At 59.9% G+C, this 14,190-nt stretch carries 10 protein-coding genes; 6 read left to right on the top strand and 4 right to left on the bottom strand.

The annotated features are described in order from the left end of the window. Window positions 1-6: 6 nt before the first annotated feature. Window positions 7-3,456 (bottom strand): transcription-repair coupling factor, encoded by a 3,450-nt coding sequence (gene mfd / locus JFT87_RS23505; protein ID WP_201204962.1) that lies wholly within the window; start codon window positions 3,454-3,456, stop codon window positions 7-9. Window positions 3,457-3,820: 364 nt separating this feature from the next. Between mfd and JFT87_RS23500 the strand changes: the two genes are divergently transcribed. Next, window positions 3,821-5,284, top strand: a complete 1,464-nt coding sequence (locus JFT87_RS23500) for a glyceraldehyde-3-phosphate dehydrogenase (protein WP_131059940.1) — start codon at window positions 3,821-3,823, stop codon at window positions 5,282-5,284. A gap of 170 nt (window positions 5,285-5,454) precedes the next feature. On the opposite strand, the gene tcuC is transcribed toward JFT87_RS23500, so the two are convergent. Beyond that, window positions 5,455-6,756 (bottom strand): MFS transporter, encoded by a 1,302-nt coding sequence (gene tcuC, locus JFT87_RS23495; protein ID WP_201204960.1) that lies wholly within the window; start codon window positions 6,754-6,756, stop codon window positions 5,455-5,457. Window positions 6,757-6,891: 135 nt separating this feature from the next. On the opposite strand from tcuC, the gene JFT87_RS23490 reads away from it, so the two are divergent. Further along, on the top strand, window positions 6,892-7,878 hold the full coding sequence (locus JFT87_RS23490) for an FAD:protein FMN transferase (RefSeq protein ID WP_242487341.1): 987 nt from the start codon (window positions 6,892-6,894) through the stop codon (window positions 7,876-7,878). A 207-nt stretch (window positions 7,879-8,085) separates the two neighbouring features. Further along, a complete protein-coding gene (gene sthA / locus JFT87_RS23485) occupies window positions 8,086-9,480 on the top strand; it encodes a Si-specific NAD(P)(+) transhydrogenase (RefSeq protein ID WP_201204956.1) in 1,395 nt (464 codons plus the stop codon). 42 nt (window positions 9,481-9,522) lie between these two features. On the opposite strand, the gene JFT87_RS23480 is transcribed toward sthA, so the two are convergent. Together JFT87_RS23480 and JFT87_RS23475 are read right to left on the bottom strand one after the other, a co-directional pair. Further along, window positions 9,523-10,245: a glycerophosphodiester phosphodiesterase gene (locus JFT87_RS23480; RefSeq protein WP_201204953.1), complete on the bottom strand. Its 723-nt coding sequence runs from the start codon at window positions 10,243-10,245 to the stop codon at window positions 9,523-9,525. Window positions 10,246-10,258: 13 nt separating this feature from the next. Continuing rightward, window positions 10,259-10,840 (bottom strand): PilZ domain-containing protein, encoded by a 582-nt coding sequence (locus JFT87_RS23475; RefSeq protein WP_201204951.1) that lies wholly within the window; start codon window positions 10,838-10,840, stop codon window positions 10,259-10,261. A gap of 94 nt (window positions 10,841-10,934) precedes the next feature. Between JFT87_RS23475 and JFT87_RS23470 the strand changes: the two genes are divergently transcribed. From JFT87_RS23470 to JFT87_RS23460, 3 genes are all read left to right on the top strand, one after another. After that, on the top strand, window positions 10,935-12,185 hold the full coding sequence (locus JFT87_RS23470; protein WP_201204950.1) for a lipoprotein-releasing ABC transporter permease subunit: 1,251 nt from the start codon (window positions 10,935-10,937) through the stop codon (window positions 12,183-12,185). A 7-nt stretch (window positions 12,186-12,192) separates the two neighbouring features. Then, window positions 12,193-12,876 carry a lipoprotein-releasing ABC transporter ATP-binding protein LolD gene (lolD, locus tag JFT87_RS23465; RefSeq protein ID WP_201192792.1) on the top strand — a complete coding sequence of 228 codons (684 nt, stop codon included), beginning with the start codon at window positions 12,193-12,195 and terminating at the stop codon, window positions 12,874-12,876. A 63-nt stretch (window positions 12,877-12,939) separates the two neighbouring features. After that, the gene (locus JFT87_RS23460; RefSeq protein WP_201204948.1) at window positions 12,940-14,184 is read left to right on the top strand and encodes a lipoprotein-releasing ABC transporter permease subunit; all 1,245 of its coding nucleotides are present in this window, start codon (window positions 12,940-12,942) and stop codon (window positions 14,182-14,184) included. Window positions 14,185-14,190 lie beyond the last annotated feature (6 nt).

The following is a 14,190-nucleotide window of genomic DNA, read 5'->3' as shown; positions in this document are numbered from 1 at the left end:
CGTCCTTCAAGCAGTTTTCGGGAGGAGGCGCTCAAACAGCGCCTCTACAGTATTAAAGCGTTCTTCCGGACGCTCCATGGGCACCATGAACTTGAACATCGTGGCGCCTTCGAATTTGTAGCGTTTGGGTTGGCTCTGGATCAGTTTGATCAGCGTCAACGGGTCGACCGGAGTCTGCGCCGCGAACTCGATTCGACCGCCTTGCGGGCCACCGTCGACTTTCTTGATGCCCAGTTGTTCGGCCTGCAATTTCAGCAGCGTGATCCGCACCAGGTTCTTGGTGGGCTCTGGCAGCAGGCCGAAACGGTCGATCATCTCCACTTGCAGGTCTTTGAGGCCTTCCTCGTCCGTGGCCGAGGCGATGCGTTTGTAGAGAATCAATCGCGCATGAACGTCCGGCAAGTAGTCCTCGGGAATCAACGCAGGTACCCGCAAATTGACTTCCGGACCACCGCCCAGCGGCTGATCGAGGTTCGGTTGTTCGCCCTTGCGGATCGACTTCACCGCGCGCTCGAGCATTTCCATGTACAGCGTGAAGCCGACGGCCTGGATCTGCCCGCTCTGGCCGTCGCCCAGCAGTTCGCCGGCGCCACGGATTTCCAGGTCGTTGGTCGCGAGCACGAAGCCCGCGCCGAGGTCCTGGGTGTTGGCGATCGCTTCCAGACGCTTTTCCGCGTCCGAAGTAATTTGCTGGCGCGGCGGCGTCAGCAGGTACGCGTATGCCTGGTGGTGACTGCGACCGACCCGGCCGCGCAACTGGTGCAGTTGCGCCAGGCCAAACTTGTCGGCACGCTCGATGATGATGGTGTTGGCGCTTGGCACGTCGATGCCGGTCTCGATGATGGTCGAGGCGATCAGCACGTTGAAGCGCTTGTGGTAGAAGTCGCTCATCACCTGTTCGAGTTCGCGTTCGCGCATCTGCCCGTGGCCGATGCCGATCCGAGCTTCCGGTACCAGTTCGGCGAGGTCGGCGGCGCATTTCTCGATGGTTTTCACGTCGTTGTGCAGGTAGTAAACCTGGCCGCCACGCAGCAGTTCACGGAGCAGGGCTTCCTTGACCGTGCTTTTGTTCTGCTCCATGACGAAGGTCCGCACCGACAGGCGACGGGCCGGCGGCGTAGCGATGATCGACAGGTCGCGCATGCCCGACACCGCCATGTTCAGCGTGCGCGGAATCGGCGTGGCAGTCAGCGTGAGGATGTCGACTTCACTGCGCAGGGCCTTGAGCTGTTCTTTCTGACGGACACCGAAGCGGTGCTCTTCGTCGATGATCACCAGCCCGAGGTTTTTGATCTTCACATCGTCGGACAGCAGTTTGTGGGTGCCGATAACAATGTCGATCTTGCCTTCGGCCAGATCAGCGATGGCGGCATTCACTTCCTTGGTCGACTTGAAACGGCTCATCACTTCCACGCTCACCGGCCAGTCGGCGAAGCGGTCGCGGAAGCTGTTGTAGTGTTGCTGGGCGAGCAGGGTGGTCGGCACCAGAATCGCCACCTGGCGACCGCCGTGCACGGCGATGAACGCAGCACGCATCGCCACTTCGGTCTTGCCGAAACCGACGTCGCCGCAGACCAGTCGGTCCATCGGTTTCGGCGCGAGCATGTCGGCACGCACAGCTTCGATGGTGGTTTGCTGATCCGGGGTTTCTTCGAACGGGAAACCGGCGCTGAAGGTCGCGTAATCGGCTTTCGGGTCAGCGAAGGCATGACCTTCACGGGCGGCGCGGCGGGCGTAGATGTCGAGCAACTCGGCGGCCACGTCACGCACCTGTTCGGCAGCTTTGCGCTTGGCCTTCTGCCAGGTCTCGGAGCCGAGGCGGTGCAACGGGGCCAGCGCATCGTCGCTGCCGGTGTATCGGGCGATCAGGTGCAGGTTGGCAACCGGCACGTACAACTTGGCGCCTTCGGCGTATTGCAGAGTCAGGAATTCGGCAACTTGGTCGTCGATTTCCAGAGTCGCCAGACCCAGATAACGGCCGACACCGTGGTCTATGTGCACCACCGGCGCGCCTTCGCGCAGCTCGGTGAGGTTCTTGATCACTGCATCGTTGTTGCCGTCGGCACGCTTTTCCCGGCGACGACGCTGCATCACCCGTTGACCGAACAGCGGGCTTTCGGCGATCAACGCCAGCGCCGGGTCATCCAGCATCAGGCCTTCGTCCAGCGGCGCAATGGTGATCGCCAGGCGATCCTTGCTCGCGACAAAGTCCGGCCAGCTGTCGACGGTTTTCGGTCGCAGCTTCAGGCGTTCGAGCAATTCCAGCAGCACTTCACGACGGCCCGCGGACTCAGCGGTAAACAGCACGCGGCCGGGGAATTCGTCGAGGAAACCCGCCAGTGCGGCCAATGGCTGGGTGGCTTTGGCTTCGATGGCCAGGTTCGGCAACAACTGCGCCGGGAAACGTTCGCGGCCGACGCCGGTTTCCACATCCTGTTGACTGGCCACCACGCGCGGCCAGTTCTTCAGGCGCGCGAAGCAGTCCTCCACCGGCAGGAACAACTCGGCCGGTGGCAATAAAGGACGGGAAGGATCGACGCGGCGCTCTTCATAGCGATTGCGCACGTCGTTCCAGAAGTTCTCCGCCGCTTGTTCGATGCCCGGCAGGGAAAACACCTGGGTGTCTTGCGGCAGGTAATCGAATAGCGTCGAGGTTTCATCGAAGAACAGCGGCAGGTAGTACTCGATACCGGCCGGGGTAATTCCGCTGCTCAAATCCTGGAAGATCGGGCAGCGGCGGAAGTCGACGTCGAACCGCTCGCGGAACCGTGCCTTGAAGCGGGTGACCGCGTCCTTCTGCAACGGAAACTCACGTGCTGGCAGCAGGCGTACGGTGTCGACCTTGTCGATTGAACGCTGGTTGTCCGGATCGAAGGTGCGCAGGGTTTCGATTTCGTCGTCGAACAGATCGATCCGGAACGGCAGTTTGCTGCCCATCGGGAACAGATCGATCAGCGAACCGCGGACAGTGAATTCGCCGTGTTCGTACACCGTGTCGACATAGCGATAGCCGCTGGCCTCAAGCCGGGTGCGCATTTGTTCGACGTCGAGCTTCTGGCCGACGTCCAGCACCAGGCTGCTGCCGAGCAGGAACTTGGTCGGCGCCAGGCGATGCAGGGCGGTGGTGATCGGCACGACCAGCACGCCATGGGTCAGCTCCGGCAACCTATATAAGGCAGCGATGCGCTGGGAGATGATGTCCTGGTGCGGCGAAAACAGGTCGTAGGGCAGGGTTTCCCAGTCGGGAAAATGCAGCACCGGTAAATCCGGGGCGAAGAAACTCAGCTCCTGTTCCAGCCGTTCGGCACTCTGGCTGTCGGCGGTCAGTAGCAGGGTAAAGCGCTTGGCAGCGCTGGCGGCCTCGGCAATGGCCAGGCTCAGGGCGGCACCGGGCAGGTTGCCCCAGTGCTGTTTACCTGCCGCGGCAGGGAGAAGCGGTAGACGCAGAACGGGCACGGAAGGTTGAGCTCCAAGCGTTGCGACAAAGTCGGTAATTGTAGCGGCCTCTGGTGCTGGCTGTCAGTTGCAGATGTGTCTATTACGCGGCTTGAGCGAAATGTAGTGGTAAAGACAAAATCGAGCGGTTTTTTAGTGAAAATTGCCGATTATGTAGTGGCAAAACGAGTTGGTGTTTCGGATGGTTACGGACAAGGCAGCGCTGTCCCCAAAAAATTGACGATGCTGGAGGCCCCGGTTTTATTGGGCTTCAGCGCGGCGTAATTTTTTTGAATGGAATTTTGTTATGGCTCGCACGACAGGCGCGCATTGCTACGGGAGGCACTCGGCGGCATAATGTAGCCCCTTTTTTCTGCCCCTACATATGTGGAAGGTTCCCGTGACTCAGAAGCCCGACCAGTGTCTTGGTGAATGGATCGACCGTGAAGCACTCGCAGAAGCGATGATTCCGCTTATCGGTCAGCTCTACCGCAATAACAACGTGGTGAGCTCGATCTATGGCCGCAGCCTGATCAATCGTTCAGTCATTGCGATTCTCAAAGCTCACCGCTTTGCTCGCCATCGCCAGTCCGACGACAGCGAACTGTCCGTCCACGAAACATTCCCGCTGCTCAAAGCCATGAGCGAGCTCAAACTCGGCGCCGCATCGGTCGACCTGGGCAAGCTGGCAGTCAAATTCAAGGCTGAAGGCAATGGCCGTACTGCTGAGCAGTTCGTCCGTGAAGAACTGGCTGACGTGGTTGGCCAGCAGAACGTTGCCGCTCGCAAAGGCACCGACGTTGTCCTCTACGGCTTCGGTCGTATCGGCCGTCTGCTGGCGCGCATCCTGATCGAGAAAACCGGTGGTGGCGACGGCCTGCGTCTGCGCGCCATCGTCGTGCGCAAGGGCGCCGAGAACGACCTGGTCAAACGTGCCAGCCTGCTGCGTCGCGACTCGGTTCATGGTCCGTTCGATGGCACCATCACCATTGATGAAGCCAACAACACCATCACCGCCAACGGCAACCTGATCCAGGTTATCTACGCGAAAAACCCGACTGAAGTGGATTACACCCAGTACGGCATCAAAGACGCGCTGCTGGTGGACAACACCGGCGTATGGCGTGACGCCGAGGGCCTGGGCCAGCATTTGGCTTGCCCGGGTATCGACCGCGTTGTGTTGACCGCGCCTGGTAAAGGCAAGCTGAAGAACATCGTTCACGGCATCAACCACGGCGAAATCACCGCTGACGACAAGATCGTATCCGCGGCGTCCTGCACCACCAACGCCATCGTGCCGGTGCTGAAGGCTGTCAACGACAAGTTCGGCATCATCAACGGTCACGTTGAAACGGTTCACTCGTACACCAACGACCAGAACCTGATCGACAACTTCCACAAGGGCGATCGCCGTGGCCGTAGCGCCGCGCTGAACATGGTAATCACCGAGACCGGTGCTGCCACCGCTGCTGCCAAGGCTCTGCCTGAGCTGGCCGGCAAGCTGACCGGTAACGCGATCCGCGTTCCGACGCCTAACGTGTCGATGGCCATTCTCAACCTGAACCTTGAGAAAGCCGCTACCCGCGAAGAGATGAACGAGTACCTGCGCTACATGGCGTTGCACTCCGATCTGCATAAGCAAATCGACTACGTCAATTCGCAGGAAGTGGTTTCCACCGACTTCGTTGGCTCGCGCCACGCTGGCGTTGTGGACGCTGAAGCAACCATCACCCAAGACAACCGCGTTGTTCTGTACGTTTGGTACGACAACGAATTCGGTTATAGCTGCCAGGTGGTTCGCGTGATGGAAGACATGGCCGGTGTAAACCCGCCAGCGTTCCCGCGCTAAGCGTTAGCTGCACATAAAGAGCCCCGACTTTGGTCGGGGCTTTTTTTTTGTGTGCCTTTTAGAGGTGTGTTGTCGCTGCTGGCCTCTTCGCGAGCAAGCTCTGCTCCTACATTGGATAGGTGGCGTTCACAAATCCCGTTGTAGGAGCAAAGCTTGCTCGTGATGGCGTCCTATCGGGTGCCGCCGACCACTGCGGCCTGCGCAGTCCGCAGTTCATGCCGGTTGCCACGGAACAGCACCAGCGTCGCGATCAACCCCATCACTGCTGCACCGCTGAGCCAGATACCCGGCGCAGCCTTGTTGTCCAGTATGTGGATCAGGTAGGTGCACGCCGCCGGCGTAAAGCCGCCGAAGGTTGCGGTCGCCAGGCTGTAGGCCAGGGAGAAACCGGTTGTACGAACTTCTACCGGCATGATCTCGGTAAGGGCGACCACCATGGCGCCGTTGTACGAGCCATACAGGAATGACAGCCACAACTCGACGATCAGCAAATGGCTGAAGCTCGGGTTGGCCACCAGCCACGACAGGGCAGGGTAGGCCGTGAGGATCGCCAGAATCGTCGCCGCCAACAGTAGGGGTTTACGTCCGATCCTGTCGGAAAGCGCGCCCATCACTGGTAGCCAGAAGAAGTTCGACACGCCGATGCACACGGTGACCAGCAGCGCATCAAAATCTGACAGGTGCAGTTCGGCTTTACCGAAGGTCGGGGTGTAGGCGGTGATCAGGTAGAACGATACGGTGGTCATGACCACCAGCGCCATGCCGGCGAAAACGATACCGAAGTTCTGACCGATCGAACGGACGATTTCCTGGAGGGTAGGGCGGTGTTTACGCGCCTGGAATTCAGGGGTTTCTTCCAGCGAGCGACGGATCACGAAGATCACCGGTACGATCATGCAGCCGATCAGGAACGGCACGCGCCAGCCCCAATCACCCATTTGTTCCGGGCTGAGCCAGTGGTTCAGGCCCACACCCAGCAAACCGGCGAAAACCACGGCGGCTTGTTGGCTGGCGGACTGCCAACTGACGAAAAAGCCCTTGCGGCCTGGAGTAGCAATCTCGGCCAGGTAGACCGACACACCGCCCAGTTCCACGCCCGCCGAGAAGCCTTGCAACAGACGACCGAACAGCACGATCAGCGGCGCGGCGACACCCAAGGTGGCGTAACCCGGCACGCAGGCAATCAGCACCGTACCGGCAGCCATCAACGCGAGGGTAATGATCAGCCCTTTGCGACGACCATGACGGTCAATATAGGCGCCGAGAAAAATCGCACCCAGCGGACGCATCAGGAACCCGGCGCCGAAGGTCGCCAGGGACAGCATCAGGGATGCGAAGGCGCTGTCGGCCGGGAAGAAGGTCTTGGCAATGGCCGTGGCATAAAAGCCGTAGACCATGAAGTCGAACATCTCGAGAAAGTTACCGCTGACAACGCGAAAGATCGCCTTGCCTTTGCCCGTGGAAGTGGACATTTTTAGATACTCTTTATTGGATTTTAGAAGCGCGTTGCATCCGTTGGGAGCGAGCGGGCCCTTTGATTCATAATGGCTGGCGCGGTTTTGCGGGGAGATGAAGAATTGTTCATTGGACGATGGGGCGGGTTTGTGATGCTGGCTGGCGTATTGGCGGGTTGTGGCAATGGCGATTCGATCGAGAGTTTCGGTGGCCCTACCATGGGCAGCACGTATTCGATTAAGTACGTGCGTCATGCAGGTGGTCCCGATTCATCGCAAGTTCGCAGGGAAGTAGAAGGCATCCTCGCCGACGTCGACCGGCAAATGTCCACCTACCGCAGCGACTCGGACATCGAGCGTTTCAACGATCTGCCTGCCAATAGCTGTCAGACAATGCCCGCGCCGATCCTCGAATTGGTCCGCGTCGGCGAGCAGCTGTCGCTGCAAAGCGAAGGCTCCTACGACTTGACTGTTGAACCGCTGATGAACCTCTGGGGTTTCGGTCCGCAGGGTCGAGAAGAAAAAGTCCCGAGCGCCGAAGCGTTGGCCGAGGTAATGAAGCGCGTCGGTCACGGGCACCTGCGCATTAACGGCGATCAGCTCTGCAAGGACGCCGCCATCGAGGTTGACTTCAACAGCATTGCCGCCGGTTACACGGTGGACACCATTGCCGCCAGACTCGAAGCGCTGGGCATCCACAGCTACCTCGCCGAAGCCACCGGCGAACTCAAGGCTGTCGGTAAAAAGCTCGACGGTTCGCCGTGGAAGATCGCCCTGGAGGAACCACGGGACGATCAACAAGTGGCTGAACGCATCATTAATGTCGACGGCTACGGTGTGTCCACCTCTGGCGACTACCGTAATTATTTCGAACAGGGCGGCCAGCGTTACTCCCACACCTTCGATGCCCGCACCGGTGCGCCGATCACCCACAACCTCGCCTCGGTCACGGTGATTATTCCTTCAACCCTGATGGCCGATGGCTTATCGACGCTGTTGCTGATTCTCGGCCCCGAGCGGGGTTGGGACTACGCGGAAAAACACAACATTGGTGCATTCTTTGTGATTCGTGCCGATACAGGTTTCGTCACACGGACTAATCAGGCTTTTGAACGCCTCAGTGGCGGCAAAACCGAATGATTACGGCGATTCGCGCATTGAAGGCTGGCGTTGTCGTGCAGGCAAAAGTAGCCTACGACGCGACCAAGGGTTAATGTGCGCGGCGTTGACGCTTCTATAGACTGTGTCCGGGTTCTGAATTGACCCCAAATTGTTCCTTCACGCCGCAGATCGGCGTGATTTAGCCGCCGGTGCCGAGGGCGCCGCGGCCTGTTCTGAGGAGTATGCATGGCTGTCTACAACTACGACGTGGTGGTATTGGGTTCCGGCCCGGCGGGAGAAGGCGCGGCAATGAACGCCGCCAAAGCAGGACGCAAAGTGGCAATGGTCGACAGCCGTCGCCAGGTCGGCGGCAACTGCACCCACCTGGGTACCATCCCGTCCAAGGCACTGCGTCACTCCGTCCGGCAGATCATGCAGTTCAACACCAACCCGATGTTCCGGGCCATTGGTGAGCCGCGTTGGTTCTCGTTCCCGGACGTACTGAAAAGCGCCGAAAAAGTCATCTCCAAACAAGTCGCTTCGCGCACCGGCTACTACGCCCGTAACCGCGTCGACGTATTCTTCGGCACCGGCAGCTTCGCCGACGAGCAAACCATCGAAGTGGTTTGCGCCAACGGTGTGGTCGAGAAGCTGGTCGCCAAGCACATCATCATCGCCACCGGTTCGCGTCCTTATCGCCCGGCGGACATCGATTTCCATCACCCGCGTATCTACGATAGCGACACCATCCTCAGCCTCGGCCACACCCCGCGCAAACTCATCGTTTACGGCGCTGGCGTGATCGGTTGTGAATATGCGTCGATCTTCAGTGGACTGGGTGTACTGGTTGAGCTGGTGGATAACCGCGGTCAGTTGCTGAGCTTCCTGGACTCGGAAATATCCCAGGCCCTGAGCTATCACTTCAGCAACAACAACATCACGGTTCGCCATAACGAAGACTACGACCGCGTCGAAGGCGTGGACAACGGTGTGATCCTGCACCTCAAGTCCGGCAAGAAGATCAAGGCCGACGCCTTGCTCTGGTGCAATGGCCGTACCGGCAACACCGACGCGCTGGGTCTGGAAAACATCGGCGTGAAGGTCAACAGCCGTGGCCAGATCGAAGTTGATGAAGCCTACCGCACCTGCGTGCCGAACATTTACGGTGCCGGTGACGTGATCGGCTGGCCAAGCCTGGCCAGTGCCGCGCACGACCAGGGCCGTTCGGCGGCTGGCAGCATTGTTGATAACAACAGCTGGCGCTTCGTGAATGACGTGCCGACCGGCATCTACACCATTCCGGAGATCAGCTCGATCGGCAAGAACGAGCAAGAGCTGACTCAGGCCAAGGTGCCGTACGAAGTGGGCAAGGCGTTCTTCAAGAGCATGGCGCGTGCACAGATCGCCGGCGAGCCTCAGGGCATGCTGAAGATCCTGTTCCACCGCGAAACCCTGGAAGTGCTGGGCGTTCACTGCTTCGGCTATCAGGCGTCGGAGATTGTTCACATCGGCCAGGCGATCATGAGCCAGCCGGGCGAACTGAACACCCTTAAGTACTTCGTCAACACGACGTTCAACTACCCGACCATGGCCGAAGCCTATCGGGTAGCGGCGTACGATGGCCTCAACCGGCTTTTTTGAGCGGCTCCGGCCGGTGGCCTGAGCCGGCCGGGGAGACCGATTTCAGCAATTCTCGAGCGTGGCAGTGGCCAAACCGGGAAAGTCTGTAATCAGGCTGTCAACGCCGAAGTCGGCGAGTCTGCGCATCAGCGCGGGCTCGTTGACTGTCCATACCGACACATGCAGCCCCTGGCGCTGCGCCTTCTGCAGGCGTTCCGGCGTACACAGGGTCCAGTTCAGCGCCAGAATCTCACAGCCATAGCTTTGCGCGACCTTCAACGGGTCGAGCCAGGCATACTCGGCCACCAATCCGCGGGACACGTCCGGCACCAGGTCCAGCGCGGCTTTCAACACTTCGCGCGAACTTGAGGTGATGGTTACCTTGTCGAGCAGGCCGAAACGCTGGGCCATTTCACGAATCGCCAACACAGTGGTCGCGGCGCGAGTGCGCGAAGCGCTTTTGACTTCCAGTTGCCAGTGCTCGAAATCACACTTCTCGAACAGTTCTTCCAGCGTTGGAATCGGGCACGGCTTGATCCAGCCCGGGCCGCCCTTGCGGGCGTCGTAGGTCACCAGATCTTTTGCCGAATGCTCGACCACTTTGCCGCGACGGTCGGTGGTGCGCTTGAGCGTCGGATCGTGGATGACCATCAATTCGCCGTCCATGGACAGGTGCAGGTCCAGTTCGCAACGGCGAACGCCGTGCTTGAGGCATTCCTGGAAACTGGTGAGGGTGTTTTCCGGTGCTTCGCCTTTGGCGCCGCGATGGCCGTAGATGAGGGTCACGGTTCTTCCTTAATTAAATGCCTGATTCGTTTTGTTCGCGGGCCAGGCGTCGTTCCTGGGCCTGCTTTTGCAATATGTAGCGGGCGAGTAACTGGCGTTGGGCATCGGTTGGGTACTCGAACTCGGTGCCGACGTCGTAGCCGTCGCCCTTGCGGTCGCAGTGGGTGACCTTGGCCCGCAGCAGCAGGCCCAGCGCTTGCGGCATCAGCACCATTTTGACTGACAGGTGCGCCCCGGCCGCAATGGGCGTCGGGTGCTGAAAGTCGATGCCGCCTTCAGAGATGATCACCGGTTGCGGTTCGCCAATGTGCCCGAGCACAGTCAGGGCGATCACCTGACTGAGCAGGTCGATGCGTTTGTTCTGGGATTTCAGGAAGGCGGCGATGCTGCGGTCGCGCTCACTGATCTGGCGCAACAGGTGCTGCGACTCGAATTCGCTCAGGTGCAGTTCGCTGAGCAGGTTGAACAGCGGGGAAGCATCCTGCAACACTTCCTGGCCTGCGGCTTCGGGAGCGGACAGGGGCCGAATTTCCAGTGCGATCGCGTCCTCGATACGGTAGTATTCGCGGCGATCTTCTTCATCTAATGTCGACATGGCGAACCCATGGTAGCGGCGGTGGTCTGAGTGTAAAGCTGGTTATCGACCCCCGCCACAAGGACGTTCCTTTTCCCTCCGAACAAGCCCCGACATGTTCAGACCTCTCTTCGTATTTATTGGCACGCGTTATACCCGTGCAAAGCGTCGCAATCATTTTGTGTCGTTCATTTCCCTGACTTCGATGATCGGGCTCGCCCTTGGCGTGGTCGTGATGATCGTCGTGCTTTCAGTGATGAACGGCTTCGATCATGAGATGCGCACCCGCGTGCTGGGCATGGTGCCCCACGCGACCATCGAGTCCGGTGAACCCATCAGTGACTGGCAAAGCCTGGCCGCGAAGGTCAAGCAGAACCCGCAGGTGACGGCCGTTGCGCCGTTCACCCAGATGCAGGGCCTGCTGACCAACAACGGCAAGGTGTCCAAGGTGCTGCTCAATGCCATCGACCCTGCGCTGGAGCGGCAGGTCTCGATCATTGATAACTTCATGCAGCAGGGCAAGCTCGACGACCTGACCCCCGGCAGCTTCGGCATCGTCATTGGCGATAAGGCTGCGGCCAAGCTCGGTGCGTCCATCGGCGATAAGCTGACGTTCGTCGCGCCGGAAGTCACAGTGACCCCGGCCGGGATGTTCCCGCGTATGAAACGCTTTACCGTGGTCGGCATCTTCCATGTCGGCGCCGGTGAGCTGGACGGCTACCTGGGTGTGACCAACCTGCAGGATCTGGCCAGGTTGCACCGCTGGAAACCCGATCAGGTCCAGGGCCTGCGCCTGAAGTTCGACGACCTGTTCCAGGCGCCGCGCACGGCATGGACCATCGCCCAGCAACTCGGCGAAGACCATTACTATGCCCGCGACTGGACCCGTACCCACGGCAACCTGTATCAGGCGATCCGCATGGAAAAAGCCATGATCGGTCTGCTGTTGCTGCTGATCGTTGCCGTTGCGGCCTTCAACATCATCTCCACGCTGGTAATGGTGGTGAACGACAAGAAGGGCGACATCGCGATTCTGCGTACCCTGGGTTCCACGCCGGGGCAGATCATGGCGATCTTCATGGTCCAGGGCACGGTCATTGGTGTGATCGGTACGCTGATCGGCGCTGTGGTCGGGATCTTCGCCGCGCTGAACGTCAGCGCCGCGATCTCGGCCCTCGAAGGGTTGATCGGGCATAAATTCCTGAACGCCGACGTGTATTTCATTGATTACCTGCCGTCGCAAGTGCAGAGCCAGGACGTATTGATGGTCTGCGCCGCCGCGTTGGTACTGAGTTTCCTCGCCACCCTGTATCCAGCCTGGCGTGCCGCGCGCACCCAGCCTGCGGAGGCGCTACGTTATGAGTGAGTCGGGCATGAGTGATAAAGCAATCTTGAGCTGCCGCAACCTGGGCAAATCCTACGAGGAAGGCCCGGAGTCGGTAGAAGTATTGGCCGGTCTGCAACTGGAACTGCATCCGGGTGAGCGCGTGGCCATCGTCGGCACTTCGGGTTCGGGCAAAAGTACTTTGCTCAACCTGTTGGGCGGCCTCGACACGCCAACCAAGGGCAGCGTCTGGCTCGATGGCGAAGAGCTGTCGGCACTGAGCGAGAAGAAGCGTGGCCTGCTGCGTAACCGTTCCCTAGGGTTCGTGTACCAGTTCCACCACTTGCTGCCGGAGTTCACCGCGCTGGAAAACGTCTGCATGCCGCTGCTGATCGGCAAGACTGCGATCCCGGAAGCGCGTCAGCGTGCCACCGCGTTACTGGAGCGAGTAGGGCTGGGCCATCGCCTGGAGCACAAACCGTCGGAGCTGTCCGGTGGCGAACGCCAGCGTGTCGCCATCGCCCGTGCTCTGGTGAACAACCCGGGCCTGGTGATGCTCGACGAGCCGACCGGCAACCTCGACTCCCACACCGCCCAAGGTATTCAGGATTTGATGCTGGAACTCAGCACCTCGATGCGCACGGCGTTCCTGGTGGTGACTCACGACATGAACCTGGCCCGCCAGATGGACCGCGTCCTGCATTTGCAGGAAGGTCGCCTGACAGCCATCTGATCGGCCCAAACCCGACGTCTGAAAAGACGTCGGGTCTTTTATTTTTATACGGTGCCCCAGCGAATGTTCAGACCGTTATCGATCTTTATCGGCGCGCGCTATACCCGCGCCAAGCGCCGCAATCGCTTTGTATCCTTTATCTCGATGACCTCGATGATCGGCCTCGCCCTGGGCGTATTGGCGATGATCGTCGTGTTGTCGGTGATGAACGGCTTCCAGCGCGAAATGAGCTCGCGCATTCTCGGCATGGTGCCCCACGCGACCATCGTCGGCGTGAACCCGATCGACGATTGGCAGCCAGTGGCCGCCGCAGCGATGAAAAATCCGGAAGTGACCGCCGCCGTGCCGTTCACCGAGATGGAAGGCATGCTGTCTTATAAAGGCTCGATGCAGCCGATCCAGGTTAGCGGCATCGATCCGGCGCAGGAAGGCAAGGTCTCGATCGTTGCGCAGCACATCGTGCAAGGTCGCCTCGATGACTTGAAACCCGGCGAGTTCGGCGTGGTAGTCGGTGAAATCACCGCGCGGCGCTTCCGCTTGAACGTCGGCGACAAGATCACCCTGATCGTGCCGGAAGTCAGCACCGCACCGGGCGGCATCACTCCGCGCATGCAGCGGCTGAACGTGGTCGGTGTGTTCAAGGTCGGCGCCGAGCTGGACGGCTCGATGGCGCTGATCCACATGGCGGATGCCGCGCAAATGCAGCACTGGCAACCGAATCAGGTGCAGAGCGTGCGCCTGGCGGTGAAGGATTTGTACGCGGCGCCTAAAGTGTCGAACGACATCGCCACCGCCCTCGGCGCGGGTTACAAGGCTGACGACTGGACCCACACCCAGGGCAGCCTGTTCAGCGCAATGAAAATGGAAAAAACCATGATCGGCCTGCTGTTGCTGATGATCGTCGCGGTGGCGGCGTTCAACATCATCGCAACCTTGATCATGGTGGTGAACGACAAAGGCGCGGACATCGCGATCCTGCGGACCATCGGCGCCACGCCACGTCAGATCATGGCGATTTTCATGGTGCAGGGCACGGTGATCGGGGTTGTCGGCACGTTGATCGGCGGCATTCTGGGTGTGATTGCGGCGTTGAACGTCAGTGAAATGGTGGGTTGGCTGGAACGCGTCAGCGGGCAGCATATCTTCAGTTCGGATGTGTATTTCGTCAGCAACTTGCCGTCCGAGTTGCAGGGCGGGGATGTGTTGTTGATCTGCTCCGCCGGGTTCATCTTGAGCTTTTTGGCGACGGTTTACCCGGCGTGGCGTGCGGCGAAGATCGAGCCGGCTCACGCGTTGCGGTATTCGTAACTCCTG

Origin of the sequence: Pseudomonas sp. TH15 (genome assembly GCF_016651105.1) — a bacterium.
GTDB lineage: Bacteria > Pseudomonadota > Gammaproteobacteria > Pseudomonadales > Pseudomonadaceae > Aquipseudomonas.
This window is presented reverse-complemented; position numbering and strand designations above follow the sequence as displayed.